The sequence below is a fragment of the Microcystis sp. BLCC-F210 genome (genome assembly GCF_042134685.1).
Classification (GTDB): domain Bacteria; phylum Cyanobacteriota; class Cyanobacteriia; order Cyanobacteriales; family Microcystaceae; genus Microcystis; species Microcystis aeruginosa_D.
Window position 1 is genome coordinate 2,766,745 of the sequence record NZ_CP169647.1, and the last position, 25,602, is coordinate 2,792,346.

The 25,602-nt window shown below is 40.1% G+C and carries 17 protein-coding genes and 2 pseudogenes; 10 read left to right on the forward strand and 9 right to left on the reverse strand.

Features of this window, described 5'->3' with window-relative positions; genetic code table 11:
• Nucleotides 1–623: 623 nt before the first annotated feature.
• Nucleotides 624–1,352: an IS1634 family transposase gene (locus ACE3JL_RS13320; RefSeq protein WP_375327680.1), complete on the forward strand. Its 729-nt coding sequence runs from the start codon at nt 624–626 to the stop codon at nt 1,350–1,352.
• An 11-nt stretch (nt 1,353–1,363) separates the two neighbouring features.
• Here the strand turns inward: ACE3JL_RS13320 and ACE3JL_RS13325 are convergent.
• Nucleotides 1,364–1,691, reverse strand: a pseudogene (locus tag ACE3JL_RS13325) (ISAs1 family transposase); the annotation flags it as partial.
• A gap of 142 nt (nt 1,692–1,833) precedes the next feature.
• Here ACE3JL_RS13325 and ACE3JL_RS13330 point away from each other — a divergent pair.
• Nucleotides 1,834–2,897 (forward strand): ISKra4 family transposase gene (locus ACE3JL_RS13330; RefSeq protein WP_375327681.1). Its coding sequence is split into 2 segments (ribosomal slippage): nt 1,834–1,990 and nt 1,990–2,897, totalling 1,065 coding nucleotides; the frame shifts between segments, so codons are not numbered across the junction.
• A 160-nt stretch (nt 2,898–3,057) separates the two neighbouring features.
• Here ACE3JL_RS13330 and ACE3JL_RS13335 read toward each other — a convergent pair.
• The 3 genes from ACE3JL_RS13335 to ACE3JL_RS13345 are packed head-to-tail and all read right to left on the reverse strand — an operon-like array spanning nt 3,058 to nt 7,145.
• Complete coding sequence (locus tag ACE3JL_RS13335) at nt 3,058–3,999, reverse strand: sulfotransferase domain-containing protein (protein ID WP_375327682.1); 942 nt, start codon at nt 3,997–3,999, stop codon at nt 3,058–3,060.
• A 45-nt stretch (nt 4,000–4,044) separates the two neighbouring features.
• Nucleotides 4,045–5,643, reverse strand: coding sequence for a hypothetical protein (locus ACE3JL_RS13340; RefSeq protein ID WP_375327683.1), 1,599 nt, complete (start codon nt 5,641–5,643; stop codon nt 4,045–4,047).
• A 35-nt stretch (nt 5,644–5,678) separates the two neighbouring features.
• The gene (locus tag ACE3JL_RS13345) at nt 5,679–7,145 is read right to left on the reverse strand and encodes a hypothetical protein (protein WP_375327684.1); all 1,467 of its coding nucleotides are present in this window, start codon (nt 7,143–7,145) and stop codon (nt 5,679–5,681) included.
• Nucleotides 7,146–7,411: 266 nt separating this feature from the next.
• On the opposite strand from ACE3JL_RS13345, the gene ACE3JL_RS13350 reads away from it, so the two are divergent.
• Complete coding sequence (locus ACE3JL_RS13350; protein WP_375327685.1) at nt 7,412–8,542, forward strand: glycosyltransferase; 1,131 nt, start codon at nt 7,412–7,414, stop codon at nt 8,540–8,542.
• Between the two features lie 137 nt (nt 8,543–8,679).
• Here ACE3JL_RS13350 and ACE3JL_RS13355 read toward each other — a convergent pair whose 3' ends face one another.
• The 5 genes from ACE3JL_RS13355 to ACE3JL_RS13375 all read right to left on the reverse strand — a co-directional run bounded on the left by ACE3JL_RS13355 (nt 8,680) and on the right by ACE3JL_RS13375 (nt 16,150).
• Nucleotides 8,680–10,464: an ATP-binding cassette domain-containing protein gene (locus ACE3JL_RS13355; RefSeq protein ID WP_375327686.1), complete on the reverse strand. Its 1,785-nt coding sequence runs from the start codon at nt 10,462–10,464 to the stop codon at nt 8,680–8,682.
• The gene (locus ACE3JL_RS13360) at nt 10,440–12,938 is read right to left on the reverse strand and encodes a condensation domain-containing protein (RefSeq protein WP_375327687.1); all 2,499 of its coding nucleotides are present in this window, start codon (nt 12,936–12,938) and stop codon (nt 10,440–10,442) included. The genes ACE3JL_RS13355 and ACE3JL_RS13360 overlap by 25 nt, the downstream gene beginning before the upstream one ends.
• Nucleotides 12,939–12,967: 29 nt before the next feature.
• Nucleotides 12,968–13,228: an acyl carrier protein gene (locus ACE3JL_RS13365; RefSeq protein WP_149979542.1), complete on the reverse strand. Its 261-nt coding sequence runs from the start codon at nt 13,226–13,228 to the stop codon at nt 12,968–12,970.
• Between the two features lie 18 nt (nt 13,229–13,246).
• Entirely contained in the window at nt 13,247–14,518 is a 1,272-nt protein-coding gene (locus tag ACE3JL_RS13370) for an NAD(P)/FAD-dependent oxidoreductase (RefSeq protein WP_149979541.1), read from the reverse strand.
• Nucleotides 14,519–14,869: 351 nt separating this feature from the next.
• Nucleotides 14,870–16,150, reverse strand: coding sequence for a cation:proton antiporter (locus ACE3JL_RS13375; protein ID WP_149979540.1), 1,281 nt, complete (start codon nt 16,148–16,150; stop codon nt 14,870–14,872).
• Nucleotides 16,151–16,496: 346 nt separating this feature from the next.
• Here ACE3JL_RS13375 and ACE3JL_RS13380 point away from each other — a divergent pair, with 346 nt between their 5' ends.
• The 7 genes and pseudogenes from ACE3JL_RS13380 to ACE3JL_RS13410 form a co-directional block, all read left to right on the forward strand.
• On the forward strand, nt 16,497–18,086 hold the full coding sequence (locus ACE3JL_RS13380) for an amino acid adenylation domain-containing protein (RefSeq protein ID WP_375327688.1): 1,590 nt from the start codon (nt 16,497–16,499) through the stop codon (nt 18,084–18,086).
• A 41-nt stretch (nt 18,087–18,127) separates the two neighbouring features.
• Nucleotides 18,128–18,826, forward strand: coding sequence for a class I SAM-dependent methyltransferase (locus ACE3JL_RS13385; protein ID WP_375327689.1), 699 nt, complete (start codon nt 18,128–18,130; stop codon nt 18,824–18,826).
• 104 nt (nt 18,827–18,930) lie between these two features.
• The gene (locus ACE3JL_RS13390; RefSeq protein ID WP_149979537.1) at nt 18,931–20,064 is read left to right on the forward strand and encodes a DUF1972 domain-containing protein; all 1,134 of its coding nucleotides are present in this window, start codon (nt 18,931–18,933) and stop codon (nt 20,062–20,064) included.
• A gap of 193 nt (nt 20,065–20,257) precedes the next feature.
• On the forward strand, nt 20,258–21,436 hold the full coding sequence (locus ACE3JL_RS13395; protein ID WP_375327690.1) for a polysaccharide biosynthesis/export family protein: 1,179 nt from the start codon (nt 20,258–20,260) through the stop codon (nt 21,434–21,436).
• A 186-nt stretch (nt 21,437–21,622) separates the two neighbouring features.
• On the forward strand, nt 21,623–22,924 hold the full coding sequence (locus tag ACE3JL_RS13400) for a GumC family protein (protein ID WP_375327691.1): 1,302 nt from the start codon (nt 21,623–21,625) through the stop codon (nt 22,922–22,924).
• Between the two features lie 36 nt (nt 22,925–22,960).
• Nucleotides 22,961–24,127, forward strand: a complete 1,167-nt coding sequence (locus tag ACE3JL_RS13405) for an acyl-CoA dehydrogenase family protein (protein WP_375327692.1) — start codon at nt 22,961–22,963, stop codon at nt 24,125–24,127.
• 223 nt (nt 24,128–24,350) lie between these two features.
• Nucleotides 24,351–25,600 (forward strand): annotated as a pseudogene (locus ACE3JL_RS13410) (IS1634 family transposase); the annotation flags it as partial.
• Nucleotides 25,601–25,602 lie beyond the last annotated feature (2 nt).

The window sequence follows — 25,602 nt, forward strand, 5'->3', positions numbered from 1 at the left end:
TTGCAAATTAATTATATGTTATAGTGATGGGTTAACTAATTTTGGCTATTCTGGTTTATGTGTGGAAACGAAGCCTATGCTGATAGTTTCTTCGGCAAAATAGTCGTAAAAGTCCTTCTCAGTCAACATTTCACGATTCCATAAGCAAAAATTATCACACAAAGTCGAGAAGAGCCTAATTTTCCCCAAAAAATTAGTTAAGCAGTACATTTGTCCTGAATGAAGACTTGAAGTTTAACTTTTAACTCAAAACTCTTTAGAGCTGCTTTAATTTGGTTATCAAAACCTCTTTATTTAAGCGGCACAAACTATCTCAATTATAAAAATTGAGAATAAATTATCCTTGACTTGATTAATCTTTAGGCAACTTTTAAGAAGCAGCTATACCTATCCCTAACTCACAGTTATAAATCCCACATTCCGCACCCTCAACTGTCACAGATCAAAAAAGCCATCAAAGTAGTACATAGTAACTAAAATTAATTCAAAGGTTAAAAGGGTTAATGAGAATATATAGCATTAAAAGGGGTATGGAGCGAGAAAGAGAAAATTCAAGAGAAAAAAATAATTGTTCAGAAAACAAGAAATAATTGATTACAATAGAAGTAGTGGAGGAATCTGTTGTGAAATTAAAACCCCAAGAAATAGGAATTCAGAACATAGACCATCTAGGGATAGTGGCAGGAATAATAGACTCAATCGGAATAGTAGAAATAATAAACGAATTGATAGGAGTCGAAAAAGACGAAAAAGTAAATGCAGGTCAAGTAGTAAAAGCCATGATAATCAACGGGTTAGGATTTGTTTCCAAACCCTTATATATGTTTCCCGAATATTTTGAAACAATCGCCTGTGAACATCTAATAGGAACAGGAGTAAAACCAGAATATCTCAACGACGATAAATTGGGGAGAGTCATGGATAAACTATTTATAAAAGGATTAGATACAATCTTTTTTATCATCGCAGTAAAAGCCGCCAAAAAATTTGGAGTATCACTATCAACATCACATCTAGACTCATCATCAATGCACGTACATGGGCAGTATAACACTAGCTTACCAGAAGTAATATTTGAGAGTCAAAAAATAGGAAATAACCAAGAATTAGAAGAAATAGCAGTAAAATCACCAAAAGAAATAACCATCACTTATGGTTATTCTCGTGACCATCGGCCGGACTTAAAACAGTTCATCATAGAAAGGATATGTTCAGGAGATGGAGACATCCCAATATTTTTAAAACTAGCATCAGGAAACCAAGCAGACTCATCATGTTTTGGTCAAATAGCAGTAGAATATCAAAAACAATTAGAAGTTAATAGTCTCATTGTTGCTGACTCAGCAGGGTAAGAGCATCTCAATTAGGCTTGACAAAAGGCTTTCAGCACAGCCATCATATAGTTATTATCCATGGCCGCCCGTTTACTTTTTTGTGCCAGACTACGTCGGTAAGTGGATTCCTGGTTAAGAGCGTTAAGTGCTACTCGTCTCAAGAAGGCTCCCATTACGAGGGCTGTGGCCCGAGCGAATCCGACATTTATCTTCATTAAAAGTAACATCTAAAATCCAATGAGCCTGATTTTCAATGCCCCAATGTTTACGAATAGCATTACCTATTTTTTGAGCATCAGCAGGGAGAGAACTGAGATAGAATTGGACTTCACAAGTGGTTTTATTCCAAAGATGACGGGAGCATCTCACTTATGCAATAAGTATTAATACTTATAACCGTCAAAAACTAGAAAATCTTCAACTTGATCACAAAGAGAAATGAGATTATAATGGTTATAACTTACAATTCAGAATAGCTCTCGATGGGAGGAATAATTCAATGTTATCAGAAAATGAAAAAAGAATTAAAGAGTTATGTCAAGAGTTAGGGCAATGTCTCTATGAGCAATCCCAAATTAAGAAATTTAATAACTTGGGAGAGATAGAGGAGACTGTTAGAGATTTAATGATTCATTATGTTAACCCAGAAATCGGTATTTTTTTGTCAAAACAAGCACAGAAGAAACCGCCGGTCGGACGAGAAAAGTGAAAAGCATTTTGGGGGAATTACCAATTACAGAAAAACAAGCGAAGAAGTTAGAAGTAAAGCCTCGGACTCAGATGAGTCCAATGTTAGAGAAGAACTGTTTGCTATTAAGTGGCGATGAATCCTACGAGAAATCGGCGCAGAAAATCAAATCATTGACAGGGATTGCTGTTTCTCACAGTACCCAACAACGCCTCGTACATCGCTATGCTTTTGAAGAATTACCGTCTAACCCAGAAGTGGAAGTGGAAGAAATGAGCCTAGATGGCGGTAAGGTACGACTAAGAACTGCCAAGGGAAAAGCCTTAATTTGGCGTGATTATAAAGCAGTGAGTTTTCATCAACTGGGGGTAGCGGCTTTTTTTCAAGATAACTCAGCTTTATTAGATTTGGTTAATTCTCAAGTTTTGGCCAAGCCTTTAATTTGTTTAGGAGATGGACATGATGGTATCTGGAATTTATTTCGTGAGATCGGAGAGAAACAGGAAAGAATTGAAATATTGGATTGGTATCATTTAATCGAAAACCTCTATAAAGTTGGCGGGTCATTCCAGCGAATTGAGGAGGTAAAATGTTTTCTATGGAAGGGGGACGTGGACGCCGCTATCTCTTGTTGTGAAGGATGGTCAGAGCCGCAAGTTGAGAATTTTATTACTTATTTGAACAAGCATAAACATCGAATTGTCAATTATGGTTATTTGCAGGCAGAGGGCATTTCTATCGGCTCTGGCTCTGTTGAATCAAAAATTAAACAAATTGCTCATCGTCTCAAAATTACTGGTGCAAGTTGGGAATCTGGTAATGTACCGCAAGTCCTTCGTCATCGCTGTGCTTATCTAAATGGTTGCCTTTTTTAACTTTTTTATTGATCTCATTAAGCATTTCTACTTATTGCAAAGGTGAGATGCTCCCGTCCAGACATAAGGGTTCCATCCCTTATAACTCCCGTTCATTGCATAACACAAACCGAAAAACCTTTTAATGTGCTTCCCCTGACATCAAACCGTACAGTCTAGTCTAAACTCCAGTTTGAAGCCATTGAGGGAGAACAGGATGATTTCCGCTGATTAGTTGTGCAGCTAATTTTTTATTATAGGGTTTATACAGTTCTTTAAGATATTCTAGTGTCTCTGGCTTCAACTCGTCACTATAGGGCATTCCATTAATCCGATAGTAAATCTCTCTAACTTGACTTTTTATCTTTGGATTCCCTCTCCAAAACTGTTCCGTAGACTGGTTAATTGTCAAGGCTAGACGTTGTAAGAATTGATTTTTGTAGTTAATACTTTTGTTTTCTACTTTTAAGTAACTCAATTGCCAACTCTCGTAGTCAATCTCCAACCAAGAGCAAATATCTGCTAGTAACTCTTGGGAATTCGATTGCAAATCGTCGAAAAAAATAACTTTTAAGTATTTGCCAAAACTCGCCAACCACTCGGCTAAATAATTAGCATAAAATCCTCCATCAAGACCCCAGTAAGTATCATTTTCTTGTTTGATTTTTTCCGAATAACTCAATAATTCACATTGCTTGATGTATTGCTCTATTGTCAATTTTTTGTCGAGAGCTAACATACTTTTTTTATACTTGAAGAAAGATAAAAGTCTTGCTATCGGTTCTCTCAAGATAATTAAAATTTTCACTTCCTCTCCTAAAGTAGTTTTAATTTCTTTGATTACGCTCATTCCTCCTTCAAAATATCCTGGAGTAGCTTCCATAATATATTTCTGTTCTTGACAGTGACTAAAATAACTCTTATATTGATTAAATGGAGAAACCGATTGACGGTATCGAGAATCTAATTGACCATAACGGAAAACCGAAAAATAACAAGTTTCTTTAACTGAAGATGCACAAATATTAGGATGTTGGGACAGATAGGTATAAAGAGAAGTTGTCCCTCCTTTTACAACCCCTGCTATGACTAAATTAGGTAGTTTGACTTTGATGGTATTCATTGCATTTTTTAGTTTATTCAGATGAGATTAATATCTTAATTTAAGTTATCTTAGAGAAGACAGTTTTGTGACAGAATAAGCAGGTAACTGAATCTGTTTAGAAGCAGTACCTTTAGATTCCTCTAAGATTCCTGGTTTAGCCACTAAATCTCTGGGATGCCCCGAAACTTGTTCATAATCAACGGATTTATCAAAAACAGAATCAATATTTACTTCCACAACTTCCGATGATAAATTGATAATTATTGCCCGACGTTCCAGACTATTATTAAATAGCCATCCCTGTAAAGAAGGATATTTAAATTGATTTTTTACCGTCACCATTGGATTAGTCGAAAAATTAATTTTTCTGGCTTCAGTCATATTCTCAATTACCTCACCTAGTAGCCGCAAAGCTGAACCACTAGCCGATAAACCAAAAGGAGCAGCCTTCATTGGTTGAGAGGGATTAATAAAAGAATTAATTCCAATTTGTTTTTCATCAGCTAAAATCGCTCCAAATTGTGAAGTTCCTACTAAGACATGATTGCAAATTAAATTAATTCGAGAATCTTCTAAGAATAGTAAACTCAGAGTTATATTTTGTAACCCATGAGACCAAGTGCCGATTAGCTTAGGACTTGAACCTTCCATTGGTTCTAGAGATTCCATGATGTTGTACTCTGTAATCCATATCTCCTTGCTGTTAGAAACAGCTTGAAATTGCGAATTTGCTTTAGTTTTTTGCCAATTAAAAAATGGTAAACTCAAAATGATTGGTACATCCTCCTGAGTAAAAAAAGGATAAGTTGTCTCGGAACGCCTGTTGGGAATTATATTAGTGTCATAATATAAATGAAAAGCTATGGCATCCGATTCAGGCAAAGCTATTGCCAAAACACTATCATTCCAAAACTGAATGCGAGTATCTCTCCTATTACCCCGCTCGAGATAATTATGACTCGGACTAATTACTGCTACTTTCGCTTTGGGAAACTCTTTCTTTACAGCCTTAGTCCACTCCCTAGCCAACCTTGCATAATCATCAGAAGTTGGAAAAAGCCTGAGATTATCTGGTAAGCCAAAATAAGTCTCATTTCCAATTTGAATATAGTCAACATTAATCCCTAAATCTCTGGCTTTTCGCAACATTGCCAACTGAGAACTTAGGTCAGAGGTTAAAATGTTGAGAACCCATAAAGGTTTAGTTTGGGTTGCCGTCAATCCCGCTTTGACTTCTTCTAGTTTACTAGCTGTATATTGGCGCACTCTTGAACTTCTAAATATACCAGGATATTGACGAGCATTGATATTACTTAAATCTGCTAAAATGCCGCCTCTTTGCCAATCCCAAAAATCTGCTATAGTCCCTCCAGGAAACCGCAGAACTCTTGGTTTCAGTTGCTTTACCGCTTTGACTAAAGCTGGCTCCGTCCAAGAGTCAAATAATAAAGGGTTAGTGTTATAACACATAAAATCTGGCGATAACGAGCGGCTAGATTCTGCAAGAGAAGCACTGGTTACTAAAGAAGAAGATTGAGATAAATCTCGATCATAGTTCAGTTGACTCTTAGCTCCCGATGCACAAGCGCTTACTCCTATTAGGATAGTTAAAATTAATCCTTTGAGTTTAAGTTTGCTTTTAGAATTTGACCAGATGTTCATAGTTTCAATGAGATTTCAATTTAACTGGGTTTTCCTTAAGACTTAAGACTTTTTTGTCGGTTATGGACATTGACAACTAAACCAGCTATCGTCCAAAAATAAAAAGAACAGGTTCTAGCTTCTGGAAGTTGCTCAGCTAAGGAATAAATTCCATAGAGCAGGATTAGTATACTTCCAGATACTCCCAGTAATTTTTCAACAACTCCTGAAGCATTTTGACGTACAGCTTGAGTGTGACGGTACAGTTGATAAAGGATTAGCAGATAAATTAAAGTACCCGGAACCCCGTAGAAAGATATCATAGCACACCAATAAGCATCTTTAAAGTACAGAGAAGTCTCCTTGAACTTTACTTTATCTCTGGTATTATTGGTTAATTTAACTAATTGCTCAACTGTTGTATCTTCATCGGGACTTAGTCCATACCAATAACCACTTCCCAGAACATTACCACAAGATATTTTCATAAAAAATAACCGGGAGCCTTCTATAGATCTATTCCAGTATTCGGGCGTAAAAAGTTGTATTAAATAAGTTTTAATTTCTTGTCCTTCTTTACGAATAGACTTATTAGACAAAGCTTGATCAATATTAAAACTAAAGAGCATAATCCCCCAAAATAGAACCAGTAGTAATGTTCCATACAGTAAAGTTAGCCAAGCTGCAATTCTAGGTCTACCTAAATAAAAAATCACCAATATTGGCAAAAGCAATGCCATCAACATAACTGCTCTTTTATAGCTAGAAATTATCCCGAAGTATATCAAAAACAAAACTATAATTCTTTGCCAATTTGGCAATAAATAATAACGCTTTTTAGGGTGTATATAAGTCCAGTAAATCACCAAAGTTACTGCCAAAATAGCAGGAATCAAAAAAAACAAAGCCATTACACTTGCATCAGAAAAAGTGCCAAACACTGATCCTTTTTTTTCAAATCCTACAAAAGCAATTGGCGCTTTTCCCAATAAAGATTCCATTTTAACACTTGTGGTTTCAAATATTTTTTTAACTGGAGATCCCCCAAGGAATTGAGCCATAGCGATTAGACCCTCTAACACTCCCATACCGATCATTGTTTGTAGAATTAGGTAAATTTGAGAATCGTACAGCTCAAGGTTTACGAGCAAATAATATACCGATACAAATCTAACCAGAGTTCTCAAACCTGAAACTCCCCCAAACAAAGAGGCTTGAAAAAATAAGTGACTAATAATAATCAAAAAAACTGCCCAGATAAAAAATCCAATAAAAAGAATTTCTATGGCAGTTATTTTAAATCGGCATCTCCGAGTAATGATTTGATATAACAAACCGAAAAATAACAAATAACAGACCAATTCAGGTAGTGAGCGAATCGCAGCAATAACAGTGATAGGTAGAGGGAGTAATTTGAGAATAAATTCTTCTAAAGGTAGATAGACAATCAAAACAACAATCAGCCAAAAAGGCAGTTGTGGTTTTCGTCTATCTTCTCGTACTATTTGATTGCTAATGAACATGAGCTTTAGAAACTTAAATTAATGACCATTTTTTGTATTTTGTGCATCATCATTGATTTTGGTATTACCTTACTCTACTTTTTTGTGTAACTATTCATGGCCAGACCTGCTAGAATCCAAAAGTAGTTAGATCAGTATTATTGTATTAAAGGCATTCCAAAACAGTGAACAATTCCTACTAACAATATACGAAAATTATTGTAATAGAACTCAGACTATAATAGTTTGCAAACAATTTACAAGTGTTAAATTCATTTTCTATCTCAATGTCAATTGCGCTAATCGCTCACTATCTCGGACCAAGCTTAGGGATTGGAAAATACCTAGATCGCTTGTTACCTCCATTAGTAACAGAATTGATGGCCAGAGGAGTAAGGGTGAAAATCCTGGGTTCTCCGAATGCTATTCATCACACCCGGGCACTCCAAGACCTAAAAGATATTGTCCAGCCTCTCCCTCCTTTAGATTACCATCCCAGCCAACGATTTGCTTGGTTTGCCACCCGTTTTAGCGGTTACTGCCGGAGCAAGGAACTAGAAACAGTTGCTTGGCTGTCCAACCCCATTATACTACCTTGGCATCCTCCTACTCTAGCCGTACTCCACGATGTCAATGAGTGGGCTGAACCCGCTAAATATGGCAGCCGCCTGAAAACGGCCTTGCGAGCCGCCATTTATTTGGATACCTCCCTGCTTTTTGCCAAGAAAATTATCGTCATCAGTCAGGCGACTGAACAGGCCCTTTGGCAATACCGTTCCCTGCCAAAACTAAAAAGTAAGCTGATAGTCATTCCCAATGGCAGTGATTCCCCCTTAGTCAATCTCGCACCCGTTGAAATTTTAGCACCCAAAGTTCCTTTCCTCTTATCTGTCGGACGAATCGATCCGGCAGCTAAGTGCCTTCCTGAAGCAGTAGCCTTAGTTTCCGCCCTCAGAGAATTAAGCGGTCAACCTTGGGAACTGCATTTACTAGGAGGGATGAACAGCTCGACTCAAGCTAGCGGTAAGGCTTTTCTGGAGAGAATCGCCCATCTACCTTGGGTTTATTATCATGGCTATGTAGACGATCCCACCTTGGCTGAATGGTATCGACAAGCAACGGCAGTAGTTTTTCTGTCCGAGCGAGAAGGATTTGGTTTTCCGATTGCGGAAGCAGCTTCCTTTGGACGCTGGGTGATTGTCAGCGAAAAAAATCAAGCAGCGCGAGAAACAGGCGCAATGGGGGCGATCTCAGTCAATCCCGATCGTCCTCAACAAGCAGCCTCAATAGTATTAAATCGATTGCCTCAAGAAATAGCCGACAGCCCATCTCGCTCGATCTGGCGAGAAGCAGCACTAGCTTATGCCGAAGAAATTTGTTTCCTATTGGATGACCGACAAAAAGGTTGGCTCTTCTAGGTTCTGTGTGATAAGTTCAACTTACATAGGATCGATCTTTATGTCCTCTGTGTCCCTGTGGTTCCTTCCACTCCCTCGCCAGCAGGACTGTATCTTAGAATACATTTTACCCAACAAATCCAAGAGAGCCAAAGGTTTTATAGGGTGTTAATAGATTTTTGCAAGGTGGATAACTCTAGTATAGTATCAGCAAACTTTAAAATACCAGGTCGATGAGAGACAATAATCACTGTACACAATCCTTTTAAAGCTAGGAGTTCCTTGGCAATTTCTGCTTCAGTTTCATCATCTAAATTGGCAGAAACTTCATCCAAGACCAAGATTTGAGGCTTGCTCAAGAGAGCGCGGGCTAAGGCTAACCTTTGTTTTTGTCCTGCTGATAGTCCTTGGCTGTTGTCGGTAAGTCGATAATCCAGTCCATCGGGAAGGCGATCAACCACCTCTAAAAGACTTGCTGCTGCTAAAGCTTGGCGGTATTCTTCTATAGAATAAGGTTTTCGTGAACCATAGTCTAGATTATGTTTAATACTGCCTTCTATCAAAAAAGGTTCTGCTCCTACATAACCCACCTGAACTAGAGGTTGAGCCAAAAATTCTTGGGCATTGATACCGGCAATTTGCACCTTCCCATTACTCGGCTGAAGCACTCCTAAAATTAAGCCCAGTAGGGTAGATTTTCCTGAGCCGCTTCTGCCGATTATTCCTAATTGCTCTCCCCCCTTAATCGCCAGGGAAATATTCCTGAGGACAGGAGGAATATTGGGAAGATAAGCAAAAGAAACCTTTCTCAGTTCAATATTAGGTGGCGGTTGAAGCGATGGAGTTTCATTTACAACCCTAGATGAGTCAGGGGATTGAGCAAAATTTTCTGGGAAACTGATTGAAGTTTTTGTTGATTTTCCTGAGACAATCGGCAGCAAAGCTGCCGAGATTTCTTTAGCATCGATTTGGGCTAAATAAACCAGAGAAATTTTGCAGTAAGGAAAGACAGAATTCATCATTCCAAACCCCCTTCCCATACGAGAAAACGTATTTAAAAATCTGCCAAAAAGATAGAGACAAGCAACCAGCTTAATTCCAGGTGTTTTCCAAATTCTGATATTAGTAAAAATAATTATGACCAGGAGAAAAATACCTAAAATTAAAGGAATTACTGCTCCAAAGTTCCCCAAAAATTTAGCCCTGAGGAAATTGTTATAATAGTTTAAAGTTTTCTCTACTAGATGGTTGTATTCTCGTTTATTTGTTCTTAATACTCGGACTAAAAGCCAGTTGCGAGCGATGCGTTCAATTCCGCTTACCAGAGCTTTTTGTTCTTCAGGAATTTGTGTGGCAACAGCCCGAACTCGGTGGTTGATTTTTAAGACTAATAAGCCGATCAACCCTAGCCCCAAGCTGGCTAACAGAGATTCTCGCCAAGCTAAAGACAACATTGCCCCTAATAAAACCAGACATTCAATCCCAAAAGAAAGCACCCATGCCGTGTACCAAAAAAACCACGCTGTTTGTGGGAAAACTTCACCTACTCTAGAGTTTGTATCCGTAGCAGAAATATATTTTTGAGATGAACTATGGAGGATTTCATGCAAGGCAAAAAGTCTCAAGCGTGTATTAATAGTCTCGTAAACACAATCATTACCCTGGTAAGCCCAAAATTGGGCAATTCCTCGAAAAATTCCCAGTCCTAAAAACAAAAGCAACAACTGCCACAGGGAAGGCTGCCAGTTCCAGCCTCCTCCTAAGAGATAAGTTTCTTCCGAAGTCAGACCTAGAAACCTCAACAAAAGCTGCAAGAACCTTGCTAGTCCGTAATCAACCATTCCTAAGCTAAGACTAGCTAATAAACTAACCGTCAGCCAAAAAAATCCGTTACGACCTAGCAAGATAGGTAAGCTAGCTAAGGGCAAATTTTTTGAGGACATGGCAAGGTCTCCAGAGCCAGACTACTTTGCTCAATGCAGTTTTTCAAGCTTTCGACAAATTGTTGAGCTTGGGGTTCTTCTAACATAGTTTTGTGATCTCCAGTAACGATGTGGTAGTTAACGCCCCCCTGGGCTAGTTCTTTCCATTCTTCTTGCGCGTCCAGACTTTCTTGGTTATTTTTAAATAGGTCAATCGTTCCCGAAAAAAGCTGTCGAGGAATGTATTTTCTCCTAGCCCTGGAATGGCTGTCATAAACCGCCTGAATTTGTTGGCTTTGAGGATCGTTAGACAGGGTAGTTTTGGTTTTGGTCAGGAAATTTTGCAGATAACTGAAGAGAAATTTGGGATTGCGCGATCGCTTCCAGAGTTCCCTCGCATAATAGCTAAAATTTCTCGGTTTTAACCGTGGGGGACTTTGGGTATCGAAGATGGCTAATAGAGCTACTGTTTCCCCTTTGGCTTGCCACTGGAGTGCCATTTCAAAAGCGACAATCCCTCCCATACAACGCCCCCCCAAAAAATAGGGACCGTGAGGCTGTATCGCCTGAATTTGCTCCAGATAGTAAGTCGCCATTTCTTCTACACTTTCGTGGGGTTTCCCTTGTCCATCCATTCCTAATTGCTCTAGTCCATAAACCGGTCGTTCGGGAGCAAAATAACTGGCTAAGTGGGCGTAATGTAAGGCAGTACAAGCGGCTGGTGGTAGCAGAAATAGGGGCGTTTTCTCCCCTTGGCGTTGCAGGGGGACGATGGGAGTCCAAGGAAGGGCAATTTTTTCTTGACGCAGAACCTTGGCTAATTGCTCGACGGTCGGAAATTCAACTAGGGTATTTAAGGGCAGTTTTCGGTCAAATTTTTCCTCAATTTGATTTAATAGACGCAAACCTAGTAAGGATTTACCCCCTAGCTCAAAAAAATTATCTGTCATGCTTAGGGGATGACTGTTGAAAATGTCCTCCCAAATTTGGATCAGTTCCAGTTCTAACTGATCTTGGGGTTTGACGAGGTTTGGGGAAGTTTGGCGGTGAGATTTTGTTAAAACTTGCTGGCGATTGCGTTTTTCTTGCAGTTGTTGGTTTTGGGTTTCTGTTAGGGGTAACAGTTGGGAAATCGGCCGTTCTGGATCAGCGATAACATTTTCTAGCACCGTTTGATAGTGCTGGAGCATTTGGACAATGCTTGTTTCGTCAAACAAGTCCACATTGTATTTTAAGACTGCACTCAATTCGTCTTTATCTTCTTCCATAGATAGAAACAGATCGAAATCTGTCCCTCTGTTTTCTTCCAATGGGGTGATATTCAGGTCTCCTAGTTTAAGGGGCTTAAGAACGACATTTTGCAGAGCAAAGAGAATCTGAGAGAGGGGAACGTTGACAAGGTTAAGCCGGCTGACTAATAATTGAAACGGCAGATCTTGATAAGCATAAGCTTGTGAACTCTGGTAGCGAACCCGACTAAGAAGTTCTCGAAAACTGGGATCACCCGATAGTTCGGTACGGTAGATCATGAGATTGGCAAAATAACCAATTAATCTCTGAATTTCGTTGCGGTTTCGGTTGGCAACGGGAGTACACAAAAAAACATCATTTTGACCAAGATAGAAATGAAGTAGGACTTTAAAAGCGGCCAAGAGGGTAATGAAGAGAGTGACCCCTTCGCCAGTGGTGAAAGATTTCAGTTTTTTTGTCAAGTCTTCAGGTAGGATGATAACTGAGCGCGCTCGTTGACTCGACACCATGGCAGAGGACAATCGATCAACAGGCAGTTGCTGTAACGGCAGCTCCCTGACCTGTCCCTTCCAGAAGTCCAGCAAGCTATTAAGAAATTCTCCCTGAATCCATTGCCGTTGCCACACAGCAAAATCAGCATATTGTATAGACAGAGGGGCTAAGGTATCCGGTTGTCCACTGCTATAGGATTGATAGAGTTCCCCTAACTCCCGAAAAAGTATGCCATCCGACCAAGCGTCGTAGATAATATGATGCAAAGTGATCAGAATAAAGTGATTATCTGATGACAATTTCAGCAGGGTGGTTCGAAACAGAGGACCGGTACTCAGATTAAATGGGCGTTGTGCTTCTTTCTTTACCAGTTGTAGGGCTTGAGAAAAGCGATCGCATTCAGGATAGGTTGTCAAGTCAACGATGACCAGAGATTGAGTATCGGACGGAGTGATCGCCTGGACGGGATGACCCTCTAAACTGGGAAAAGTGGTTCTTAAAATTTCGTGCCGCAGTCGCAGTGCAGAAAAACTTTTTTCTAGGGCCTCAACGTTCAGTTCACCTCGGACTCGAAAGGCATAGGGAACGTTGTAGTCAACACTGCCAGGATTCAGTTGGTCTAAAAACCATAACCGCTCTTGAGGAAAGGAAAGGGGAAGACTGCCCTTTCGTTCCACGGTCACTAAAGGAGGAGCTTGGTTACGAAATTTCATCAAAGTCCTAACAGATTCCCAAATCTCTGGATGTTTCATCGTCTTTAGTTGAAGTCTCCCTTGCCTAATTATGAAAACTTAGCCTTAACAAAATCACTGATCGCTTTAATGGTTTCAAAATTTTCCAGCAATATTTCATCGGGATTAAAAACTATCCCAAAGGTTTCTTCTAGAAAACCAATCATCTGAAAAATGCCGACCGAATCAATAATACCTTGCTCAACTAATTGGAGATCATCATTGATGATCACTTCGGGCTTATCGTACATAAATTGCTCGGTAATATGAGCTTTAATTTTCTGCTCTATGTCTTGTGCAACCAATGTCATTTTTCACTCCTTGATGGACTAAGCTTTTGATGACTGTACTAAAACCTTATTTTCTCGGGCAGATCGTACAGCACTAGCATTAAGCTGACGTAGAGCCATTAATCCTTGAGAAGGAGTCTCATCATAAACCCTACCCGCAAACAGATTAATAATGTCTTCCCTGTGACGAAAATGGGCTAAATAGCCAAAGGCCAGGGGATTATTCCAGAAACCATCAATTAGGTCTTGGATGGTATCCATGCCTTTTTGACAAAGATTTTCATAGTCAGCAAAGGGATTACTCTGGGTCGATGTTTTACCCTGGAGAAAATCCTTAACTGCTTCAACGGCAAACTCGGCTTCTTTCATGGAAAAGTACACCCCAAAAGAGAAGATTGGATCGATAAACCGATGGGCATCTCCGATACATAAATAACCTTTTCCAGTAAAGTTTTTTACCTCATAAGAATAGGCCGTAATTGATCGGGTTTCTTCGGTCAACTCACAGTCTTTAGTGCGTAACGCTAACTGTGGATTGAGTTCTTGAAGTTCACGCTGTAAAAATTCCTGTTTGCCTTCTTTTCTTGATAGAAAATATTCAGTAGGAACAGAGACTCCCACACTAACGGTTTCGTCATCAAGGGGAATAAACCATGCCCAGTGAAACTGATCTCGATAGAAAATTAGAGTATTATCTTTTTCGTTACCAGAATCTCGTAAGGCTCCTTTCAATTGGGAAAAAATAGCAACTTGCTTGTCATATTTTCCGCGTATTTTTTTGCCAGTGACTCCCTTGTTTGCCAAAAAAGTTCCCTGTCCTGAAGCATCAATCAAGACGGAAGACTCAATATTAAGAATAGTATCGTCGTTTTGACGAATGCTTACTCCTTTGATTTCAGAAGAATCTCCAATGGGTTTAATAGCTTCACCATGAATAAAGGTTGTTCCCACTTCCAAGCACTTATCTAAAAGCATTTGATCAAACTCACTGCGGCGAACTTGCCAGGTTGAAGTGGGAAATAATTTTCCTTCTGGATTCCTAGCCATCACTGGAACCCAAAAGGAATTTTTTCCTTCTTTTCCATAAACCCTGACACCATATTTAATGGGATACTCAGAAAACTGCATTTTGTCTTCAAGTCCTAAAAGACGTAGGGTTTTACCGGCTTCCCCTGTTAAAGATTCGCCAATATGATAACGAGGAAATTTCTCTTTTTCAACCACTACGGATTTAATTCCTGCCTGCTCAAGAAGAATAGAACTGGTTAAACCACCAGGTCCGCCACCAATAATAACAACATCGGTTTTCATAGACTAAGCCTTTAATTTTTCGAGATTTAGGGTTGGCCCTCTAAGGATACCTATCAATATACATCAAGTTTTTCTTGATGGCAATTCTTGAACAAGGGCTAATTCAAGTTTGAAGTACACCAGTACCTAAATGGTTAAAGAATACAGCATAGGGCTTGCGATCGTCAAGGGCTTTTCGGGGTCGGTGGTTAATGGCAGTCTGTCACTCGTTCTACCTCAGTTTGTTTGACGATGAGAGAAAGCAGATAGTTTTCGAGAGCGGGATGCCAATTGCGCCTTAGTTATCGCGAAATCACCGTGTGAGAGCATCCCATCTAGTGGTGTACGTCATTTTTGAATCGGCAAAGGTTTCTAAGAATTCTGTCTCGCCGACAACAATCTAAATAAAGGGGAGGCAGCGACAGTGGTAACAATTGCCATCAGAACTAAAATGGTAAACAAGGCAGGAGTAATAATATTATTATCCAGGCCAATATTAGCCAAAATTAACTCCATTAATCCTCTAGCGTTCATTAGTGACCCGATTAAACCAGCTTCGCGCCAAGTTGAACCCCCGATGCGAGTGGCTAATAGACAAGCACCCCCTTTACAAATAAAGGCGATGACAATCGTTATAATCGTTATCCCTATCAAGGTAGATTGTGCCAGCAGTGCAATCTGAGTATTCAGTCCAGAATAGACAAAGAACATTGGCAGTAGCAAAGTCACGTTTAAGTATTCGATGAAACCGCTAATTTGTTTGGCAAACACCCCCCTTGGCATGACCGCCCCTAGCATAAAGGCTCCGAAAATAGCATAAATCCGAACTAAGTCGGTAAACCAAGCAGAGAGCATCAAAGTAAACAGTAAAGCAATCATGATTTCTGGTGTCACGCCCTTGTTGGCCGCTGTGGCCTGACTAAACAGCCGAAATAATGGCCGACCCACAAACATCATCGTGATTACATAGACCAAGGTTCCGCCCAAGGCCATAAGTATCAGAACAGGAGAGTTTTTACTGGTAGCCAAGATGATTGCCAACATTGCCCAAGCGACGGCATCATCAAAGGCGGCCGCACTAATGGCTAAAGTCCCGATTTTGCTATTGGTTAAGCCACTTTCATAGATAATCCGAGCCAGCATGGGAAAGGCAGTAATGACCATGGCAGAGGACATAAATAGGGCTGCTTGCCATGGGACAATCGTTTGCGGGAATAGACTGTTATTAGTGGATAACAGAAACCCCAAGCCACCCCCAAGTAGCAGCGGTGCGAGAATGCCTGACAAAGAGAGGAGAGACGCTTCCTTGATATGCTCGCTGAGCATACCGACGTTGAATTGCAGCCCAATTAGAAACATATAAAGTACAAGTCCCAATTGACTCAGACCAAACAGGATAGTCATGGAGGGATGGATTATGTCTATCGTACTCCCCCCTAGTGCTAAGGTGAGGGTCTTGGGAAAGAGGAACTCTTGGGCATCCGGTGCGATCAAACCCAAGAACGAGGGACCTAAAAGAACTCCAGCGATCATTTCACTGACTACTCGCGTTTGACCAAGATAGTGAAAGACTCTGCTGGAGATTTGGCAGGTCAGTAAGATGACTGAGAGCTGGAGGAATAAGCGAACGGCAATATCGTGGTTTGTAGGCATGATAGTTAAGCATCATGGGTGAATAAGGGACAAAGCATCGTTTCTAACTCTTGAATCGTCTTTTGCTGTTCTTTAACCAGCCGGTGCCATTGACTCTGTGGTAAGTCTGTGGTAGGATTCCGACGGGGTGACAAAAGGCTAAAAAAACAAGACAGGGTGTGTGTGGGGTGTCGGGAAAAACTCTGATATTTTCCCAAAAAAGAGAACAAGGGAGTCGATTAATTTGACGGCTTGGCGGCAAGAGCAGCGATAGCTTCCTCACAGACCAGACCCAGCCTATGCTTCAACACCGTTGTCACTCCTTGAGGGGAAGATTAAGCTTATTTAGTTGAGGTATTCTTATAATATGGCTTATTTATTGCAGCAGCTTTTGGAAGTTAGTGCCAACTATTTTCCAGAGCGAACAGCCGTCATCTCTAAAGACAGCCAGATAACCTATGGCGACCTAGAGACAGCCTCAACGAGGCTAGCTAATACCTTGAGCGCATCTGGAATTAGTCGAGGCGAGCGAGTGGGGATTTACCTGACAAAATCCATTGAAGCAGTCATCGCTATTTTAGGGATTTTGAAAGCGGGAGCAGTTTACGTCCCTCTCGATACATCTGCTCCCGCTAAAAGAATAGATTTTATTCTCAGAAATTGTGATCTAAAAGCTCTGGTGACTGAGGAAAAGCCGTTGACCATCTTATCAAATGTTTTGTCAGACATCTCTTGTCTAAAATGCTTAATTTTTAAAGATCGGATTCCGATTGAGTCTCTCAAAAACAACTCAAAAGTTCTCACTATTACTTGGCGGGAAGTTTTGGAACAACCTGCGGTTTCCCGCAATCTAGATGTGATTGAAAACGATTTAGCTTATATTCTCTATACGTCGGGTTCAACAGGTACTCCTAAAGGAGTGGCCATCAGTCACCGAGCTTCTTTAACCTTTATTAATTGGGCTTATCAATGTTTTCAAGTGCAACCAACGGATCGAGTTTCTAGCCACGCTCCTTTTCACTTTGATCTCTCTATTTTTGATATTTTTGCTACGCTCAAAGCTGGTGGGACTATCATCCTCGTTCCTCAAGAATTATCCGTTTTTCCGATTAATTTAGCCAAATTTATCGAAGAACAAAAAATTACAATCTGGTATTCAGTTCCCTCGATCTTGACGCAGCTTTTACTCAGGGGTAACTTGAAAGAACATCAATTTCCTCATCTGAGAACTATCCTGTTTGCTGGAGAAGTTTTTCCCATTAAATACCTGCGCCAGTTAATGAACTTAATTCCTCGGGCTAAATATTATAATCTTTACGGGCCTACGGAAACTAACGTCTGTACCTATTATGAAGTGGAGAAAATCGCACCTGATTGCGTCGAAGCTCTACCCATTGGCAAAGCTTGCGCAAATACAGAAGTTTTTGCCGTTAAAGAGGAGCAAAAGCTGGCTCAACCCGGGGAAGTAGGAGAACTATATGTCCGCAGTCCCTCCTTGATGGCTGGGTATTGGGGAAGTCCAGAAAAAACCGAACAAGTCCTCGTCAGCGATCCTCTCCATCCCCGTCTGGGGAAACAAACTGTCTATCGTACTGGTGATCTGGTCTGTCAAGCTGCTGATGGCAACTATCTTTACCTCGGCCGACGGGATAACCAAATCAAAAGTCGAGGCTATCGTATTGAATTGGGGGAAATTGAATCCATCCTCTACAGCCATCCACAAGTGGAAGAAACAGCGGTTATTGCTATTGCTGATGAAGAAATTGGCAATAAGATTAAAGCGATTGTGGTTGTTAAACCAGGGGAAAAAGGGTTAAAATCTAATGATTTATTGTCTTTCTGTTCCCAGCGCCTACCTAAGTATATGCTACCAAGTCTAATTGAGTTCCGTCCAACCTTACCGAAAACCTCCACCGGCAAAATTGATAGAGCTTTACTGCGACAAGAACATTGCTAGATAATTACACCACCAACATTACTTTTATCACAAGGTGATCTATGGTTAGAAAACTGATTAAGTTCTTACGAAGCATGAAAAATCATCTTTTGGCTCACCTGTTTCCTAACTGGTTCTACCAGCATCGCCGAAAAAATTGGCAAAAGCAATGGTCTAGTCCAGATTACTCGCCAGATTGGAGAATTACCGGAATTCCCAAGGAGTTACAAGCCGCGGTTGAGAGCGAATGGTTTCTGCCGCACTCATCTGTACTTGATATTGGCTGTGGAAGTGGCGAAATTGCGGCTTGGTTAGCTCAAAATGGGTTTAAAGTTGTTGGTATTGATTTTGCTCAATCCGCTATAGAAAAAGCTAAATTAAAATATCAATCGATTTCAGGACTAGAATTGAGAAATGTTGATATTTGCCAAGAGAAGTCAGGGTTAGAGTCGTCTCAATTTGATGTGTTCATAGATCGGGGCTGTCTGCATGGAATTTCTCAAGTCTCTTGGAAAGATTATGCGAGGACAGTTGTCTCCTGTTCAAAGTCTGGTGCGCGGTTTCTAATTTTTTATGGCATCGACAAAAACGGTAATCAAAACTCAGAACAGATTCAAAAACAACGCCAAAGAATGCTGCGGGATTTGGAAAAAGCCTTCTCGTCCTTTTTTGAAGTTGTTCAAGTCCAAGAGACTTTAATTGAAAGAAGTTCACCTAACGGCTCAGTTCTGGGATTAGCAGTTTGGATGATTCGCAAATAAATTAGTACCTCCTTTACTTGTGGCGATAGTTGAGAACTAGAAAAAAATTGAACCATAATAATTGAGTAATTAAAATCAGTGGACAGAGGCAACTACTTAAGAAAATGTTAAAAAAACTCTCAATTTTGGGAACTCGCGGTATTCCAGCCCAATACGGAGGCTTTGAAACCTTCGCTGAAAGGCTGGCACTCTATCTTGCGAGTCGAGGATGGCAGGTGAGTGTCTATTGTGAATCCGAGGACAAAGCGGGAAAAGAATATTGGCAGAAGATTGAACTCGTCCACGTCTCGGTTCCTGCTCGCACTCCTTTAATGTCAATTCTCTTTGACTGGAAATCTACTCAACAAGCTGCCCGAGAACAGGGACTAATCCTTGTATTAGGCTACAATACCGCTATTTTTAGTCTCTGGTATCGCCTGAAAGGAAAAATCAATTTAATGAATATGGATGGGCTAGAGTGGAAACGCCAAAAGTGGAAGCTTTGGCAAAAAGCTTGGTTATATATTAATGAAAAAATGGGTTGCTGGCTGGCGAACCATGTCATTGCCGATCACCCAGTTATGCAAGACCATTTGTCCCAGCTAATTAGTCCTCATAAAATTACGATGATTCCTTATGGAACTGAACCAATTTTATCAGCAAATACAGAATTACTAAAACCTTATCAACTGCTGCCCAATCAGTATGCCCTCATCGTCGCCCGACCAGAGCCAGAAAACTCAATTCTAGAAATTGTTGCGGCATTTTCTCAAAAAAAGCGAGGTTATAAACTGGTTGTATTAGGACGCTACCTTCCCGAAGATTTTTCCTATCATAAAAAAGTTTTAGAAACTGCCAGCGAAGAAATTCTTTTTCTCGGTTCTATCTATAATCAGCCAACTCTTCAGTCCTTACGATTTTACACGAGGCTGTACATTCATGGGCATCAAGTAGGAGGAACAAATCCTTCATTAGTAGAGGCTCTCAGTGCTAGTTCACCAGTTCTAGCCCATGAGAATCCCTTTAACTGCTGGGTAGCTGGCAAAAATGCTCATTATTTCAAAAATGAAGAAGATTGTGCGGATCAGCTTGAGCAACTGCTCAATAATGAAGAAGAACTCCAGAAAATGAAACAAGCCAGTTGGGAGCGATATCAGGCAGCTTTTGCTAATCAACTCGACCTCCAAGCCTATGAAAATTTATTACTCTCTTTCTTAAGCACTAACTCAAAGCCAAGCAATCAAGCCAATCGGGACTAGTCAAATAAAAATCCTCAAGAATGTGTAGAATAAGAAGGGAGAAGATAAGGAGTCAATAAGAATAAGTACCTAAGCAAAATTAATTACACATATCTAACCCCCTCCTTGCCCCTTGCCTCTTGCCTTTCTTCACTAGGAAATTTATTTTGCACGACTACTTACTATACTCTCGTCATTAACCATACTAAAACAAATGCCAAAACCGAGAAAATTCCTGATTAATCCCAGAGATAGCGGCCTTGTCGCTCTTGGTTTAATTTTGCCAACTGTACTGTTCTCTCAATTAGCGACAGCGACTGATAGCGTACCGAACTCCCCAGTAATTTGCCAGCCATCGACAGCCAGTATTTCTCCTGTCTTCAATCAAGGAATATCTCGAGGCTTACCTTTGTCCCCGGGCGACCTGATAAAAATTACCATACCCGGAAAGGGTGGAGAAGACTTCAGCGGACAATATGAAGTTAACCAGGAAGGTAACTTAGAAATTCCCTATTTAGAGCCATTGCCTGTGACTGGACTGGTAGCGGAAGAATTTGCCAGCAAACTACGTACAGTTTTGCTAGAAAAAAAATTTTTTCGCTCCGATTTGTTGCGCGTCAGCGTACAAATTTTGGATTATTCCCCAATCCAAGTGACAGTTACAGGTGAAGTCTTCCAACCGGGTCGGTTTCTGATTAACCAGAAAAATACCACCTCAAGCACAGCAACAGTTTTCACCAATGCTCCTGGGGACAATCCCCTCAATCGTTATTTGACAACAGCTCTACAAGCTGCTGGCGGAGTCAAACCCACTGCTGAGATTGACAAGATCGAGATTGTCAGAAATTGTCGGACTTGGCGAACAGTAGATCTGCGGGGAACTTTAACTGGAGAACCAGTGTTAGATGTCCCCCTGGCAGCGGGAGATCAGATTATCGTTCCCAGTCTGGGCAAGTTCCAACAAGAATTAGTACGTCCCTCCCAAATTACTCCCCAACAAATTCCTCTATATATCTCCAATCTTACAGACCCGACCGAAGGAAGATTGAATGTACAAGGAAGCCAGCAAAATGCGGTCAACTTCACCTATGGAACGCGGTTTTCGCAAGTGGTGATCGCTGCTCAATGTCTTGGAGGAACTTCTGTGAGCAATGCCGATAGAACGGCCGTTTTAGTACGTTCGCAACCAATAGCTAACTCAGAAAAAACTTTATCCGTACCGGTAGAGAAATTATTACAATCATCATTAGATGATCAAAAAAATCCCTTTCTCATGCCTTATGATGGGATTGCTTGCTATGATTCTAAGGCAAAAAATATTAGTAACTTTTTTAAAATTGTAGGAGATATACTCAGCCCATTTAATCCTTTCTTGCTCTTTTTTCGCCGTTAACATAAATTCTCAAAATCGACGATGAAAATTGTTAAGAAAAAAAAACTGTCATCCGACCAACACCAGCGATGGCTTTGGTGGCTAAAATGCCTGGGAATTTGGCTGCTGAGTAATGGTGCTGTTTGGGGTTTAGTATGGGCTTATCTAGAACTTCTTCCCCCTACCTATACTAGCCAATGGGGACTGATGGTTCTCGGTACTAATCCCGGGGTGGATATCAATATACCAGAGGTTGGTCAAGCGTCCTCCAGTAACCAGGGTTCAGCTAGTGTCAGACCACAGCCTTATCAAGATATTAGAAGTGATTATGTTTATCTAGCGAATAGCCCTGAGGTTTTAGCTAGAGCAGCTAAATTAGTTAAGCTATCAGTTGATGACTTTGGTGAGCCAGATATTACGACTGATGACAATAGCGCAATTATTGCTTTTGAGATTACCGGTGACACCCCGGAACAAGCTCAGAAAAAATCGGAAGCTCTTTATCAAGTTCTGAGTGAAGAAATCGAGAAATTGAGACAGAAGGAGCTACAAAGAAGAGCTAAAGAAACTCGGGACAGCCTAGAGGCAGTTCGCCAACAGCTAAGCAAATCTAAAAACAAGCTAGCTAATTATCGATCTCAAGCCAACTTGAGTTCTGAAGATCAGATTCAAGCTCTAGCTACTAATGTAGAAACTCTGCGTCAGCAGAAAGCGCAATTGTTTGCCCAAGAACAAGCATCAAAAGCACGTCTCAAGCAATTGACAAAAGATGTGGATTTTTCTGATGAAGAAGTAGCTGCAGCCTATACGCTTAAAGCTGATCAGGTCTATCAGCAACAGTTTCAAGTTTATAGTCAAATAAATACGGATTTATCTGATCTTTTGTCTCAATTAGGTGCTGAACATCCCCTAGTTGTCGAGAAAAAAAATGAACTAAATTATGCTCTGGTTGCTTTACAGAAGCGAGCTAATCTTACTTTAGGAAGGATAATTTCTCAGACAGAACTAATCAAGTTAGCATCCATAACTCTCGATCCTAAATTAACAACAGTTCGACAAGACCTATTCAAAGATTTGGTAACTACTCGTGCTGAACAACAAGCTACTCTAGCTCAGATTCAAGAAATTACTCGACAACTGAATACATTAGAGAAGCAATTAAAAGTTTTGACTCAGGAAAAATCTAAGCTTGATAGTCTTAAGGCTGATGTCGATGTTTCTCAGGCGATCTTTTCTGCTACTTTGGCTAAGCTAGATCTAAGCAAGGGTAATATTGATATTATTTATCCACCAGTTCAATTAGTTGGAGGTCCAAACTTACCAAATAAAGATGAACCGACTTCTCCCGATCTTAAAATTGGTTTAATTGGTGGTACAGCTGGTTCTTTTATCGTAATGATCGGATTTGTTTTATACTGGTGGGAAAACTGGATTTCATCGAAAGAAGCCAGGGGGTTTGAGAAAATACAGGAAATCAACGGAAATGAAAAAACTGAAGATCTTGAGTAAATTTATTCTAGTAATTTTAGAGGTTTAATAAAAAATATGATTGATTTTTCTTGGACAGAAGAGCAACGTCAATTACATCAGAAAGTTGTCGAATTCGCTCATCAAGAGTTGGATTGTGAATTGATTGATTTAGATTCTCGCGAAGCTTTTAACTGGGAAGGCTGGAAAAAGTGTGGACAATTTGGAATTCAGGGATTGCCAATTCCTCAAGAATATGGAGGAATGGGATTAGATATATTGACCACTATATACGCCTTAGAAGCTCTAGGTTTAGGAAGTAAAGATAATGGTTTAATTTTTGCAGTTAATGCTCATTTATGGGCTTGTATGCTACCAATTTTAACCTTTGGCAATGAAAAACAAAAGCAGAAATACCTGCCTCGACTTTGTCGAGGAGAACTGATAGGAGGTCATGCTATTACTGAACCAGAAGCGGGTTCAGATGTTTATAATATAAAAACAGTAGCCGAAAAACAAGGAGATAAATATATATTAAATGGGGTGAAAAACTGGGTTACTAACGGGCCAATTGCCAATATTCATATCGTTTTTGCTACTGTCGATCCTGCCAAGGCAAAATCAGCAGTAACTGGATTTATTGTTGAAGAAAATTTTCCCGGCTGTATCCTAAAGCGAAAAATTTCTAAAATGGGATTGAGAACCACTCAATTAGGTGAGCTAGCCCTAGAAAACTGCTCAGTACCTGCGGAAAATTTACTAGGTAAAGAAGGGGGAGGACTTGCGCTATTTACCCATAGTATGGAATGGGAAAGGGGATTTATTTTGTCTAGTGCAGTTGGTACGATGGAGCGATTACTCGAAAGTTGTGTTAACTACGCTAAGAAACGAAAACAGTTTGGTCAACCAATTGGTAAGTTTCAATTAGTTTCTACTAAGTTAGTCGATATGAAGCTTCGGCTGGAAACTTCTAGGGCTTTACTCTATAAGGTAGGATGGTTAAAAAAAATGGGAAAGTCTATCTTAATGGAAGCCGCCATGACTAAACTGTATATCAGCGAGTCTTGGGTTCAATCTTGTTTAGATGCCATTCAGATTTATGGTGGTTATGGATACTTAACCGAATTTGAAATTGAACGAGAATTAAGAGATGCTCTGGGAAGTAAATTATATTCAGGAACTTCAGAGATTCAGCGCCAAATTATTTATCAATTTCTGGAACTAAGCTGTTCAGCATCTAAATAGCGTACAATAGAAACAGGGCTCTTTGGTTTGTGTTATGCAATGCGCGGGGATTATAAGGGATGGAACCCTTATATCTGAACTTCCCCCCATACATATATACCATAATAGCCGAAAATCCTTATCCATCAATGGATGCACCCCCTTAACTTTTCTCAATATACCCATGTAATTTGTAACATTTCTTAATGGACAAGAATTCTCTCTATTTGCTAAAATGATAGCCATGTATATAGAAAAAGTTCCTAACCGTAATTCCCCCCCCCCGCTGTTCTTCTTCGGGAGTCCTACCGAGAAGGAGATCAAGTCAAAAAAAGAACCCTGGCCAATCTCTCAAAATTACCCGATAATATTATCGACAATCTAAAACTGGCTCTTAAAGGAGCAACACTGTCCATGAATGAAGGCATTCCCAATCATTTTGAAGTGATTAGAAGTCTTCCTCACGGTCATGTAATGGCTATTTTAGAGACGATTTAAAAATTAGGTTTAGATAAAATAATCAGTGAAAAATCCTCACGAATCAGAAACTTAGTCGTGGCGATGATTGTGGCAAGAATCATCAATCCTAAATCGAAATTAGCCACAGCGAGAGGGTTTAATAGCGAAACTTGCAGTCAGAGTTTAGGACAATTGTTAGACTTAGAGAAAGCCGATGAAGACGAATTATATAACGCCTTAGATTGGTTATTAGAAAAACAAGAGAAAATTGAGAAGCACCTAGCACTTAAACACTTAGAATCAGGAACATTAGTCTTGTATGATGTCACTTCTAGTTACCTAGAAGGAGATGGTTGTGAACTGGGAAAATATGGTTATAACCGAGATAAAAAGAAAGGGAGAACTCAGATAGTTTTTGGTTTGTTGTGTTCAGCTAAGGGTTGTCCGATAGCGGTAGAAGTCTTTGAAGGAAACACTTCAGATGGTGCTACTTTAAGCGGACAAATTGAGAAAGTCAGAAAGGGTTGGGGGATTGAGAATGTGGTCTGGATAAGCGATAGAGGAATTTTAACCAACTCGAAAATCAAGGAATTAGTAAAACCCATAGAAGGATTAGACTATATTACTGGTTTAACTAAGCCTCAAATTCGGAAACTGGCTGAGGTAGAAGTGATTCAATTAGGATTATTTGAGCAGGTAAACTTGGTGGAATTTGAGAGTGAAGATTATCCCGACGAAAGATTAATTGCTTGTCGGAATCCTTTAATCGCCCAGAAAAATCAACTACAAAGAGAGGCATTATTAGAGGCGGTAGAGAAGGAACTAGATTTGATTGTTCAGGCGACTCAAAGGGAGAAAAGAGCTTTAAAGGGTCAAGATAAGATAGCTTTGAGAGTCGGTAAGGTTCTTAATCAGTTTAAGGTCAATAAATACTATAACTTAGAGATAACAGAGGAAGGCTTTTCTTATCAGCGTCAGCTGGAATTAATCGCTCAAGAAACGGCTTTGGATGGTGTGTATGTGTTAAGAATTTCGGC

Excerpts from the sequence above, each read along its gene's own strand:
- ACE3JL_RS13335 (WP_375327682.1), bottom strand. The coding sequence starts at position 3,999 with ATGAATACCATCAAAGTCAAACTACCTAATTTAGTCATAGCAGGGGTT.
- ACE3JL_RS13340 (WP_375327683.1), bottom strand. The coding sequence starts at position 5,643 with ATGAACATCTGGTCAAATTCTAAAAGCAAACTTAAACTCAAAGGATTA.
- ACE3JL_RS13345 (WP_375327684.1), bottom strand. The coding sequence starts at position 7,145 with ATGTTCATTAGCAATCAAATAGTACGAGAAGATAGACGAAAACCACAA.
- ACE3JL_RS13350 (WP_375327685.1), top strand. The coding sequence starts at position 7,412 with ATGTCAATTGCGCTAATCGCTCACTATCTCGGACCAAGCTTAGGGATT.
- ACE3JL_RS13355 (WP_375327686.1), bottom strand. The coding sequence starts at position 10,464 with ATGTCCTCAAAAAATTTGCCCTTAGCTAGCTTACCTATCTTGCTAGGT.
- ACE3JL_RS13360 (WP_375327687.1), bottom strand. The coding sequence starts at position 12,938 with ATGAAACATCCAGAGATTTGGGAATCTGTTAGGACTTTGATGAAATTT.
- ACE3JL_RS13365 (WP_149979542.1), bottom strand. The coding sequence starts at position 13,228 with ATGACATTGGTTGCACAAGACATAGAGCAGAAAATTAAAGCTCATATT.
- ACE3JL_RS13370 (WP_149979541.1), bottom strand. The coding sequence starts at position 14,518 with ATGAAAACCGATGTTGTTATTATTGGTGGCGGACCTGGTGGTTTAACC.
- ACE3JL_RS13375 (WP_149979540.1), bottom strand. The coding sequence starts at position 16,150 with ATGCCTACAAACCACGATATTGCCGTTCGCTTATTCCTCCAGCTCTCA.
- ACE3JL_RS13380 (WP_375327688.1), top strand. The coding sequence starts at position 16,497 with ATGGCTTATTTATTGCAGCAGCTTTTGGAAGTTAGTGCCAACTATTTT.
- ACE3JL_RS13385 (WP_375327689.1), top strand. The coding sequence starts at position 18,128 with ATGGTTAGAAAACTGATTAAGTTCTTACGAAGCATGAAAAATCATCTT.
- ACE3JL_RS13390 (WP_149979537.1), top strand. The coding sequence starts at position 18,931 with ATGTTAAAAAAACTCTCAATTTTGGGAACTCGCGGTATTCCAGCCCAA.
- ACE3JL_RS13395 (WP_375327690.1), top strand. The coding sequence starts at position 20,258 with ATGCCAAAACCGAGAAAATTCCTGATTAATCCCAGAGATAGCGGCCTT.
- ACE3JL_RS13400 (WP_375327691.1), top strand. The coding sequence starts at position 21,623 with ATGGTTCTCGGTACTAATCCCGGGGTGGATATCAATATACCAGAGGTT.
- ACE3JL_RS13405 (WP_375327692.1), top strand. The coding sequence starts at position 22,961 with ATGATTGATTTTTCTTGGACAGAAGAGCAACGTCAATTACATCAGAAA.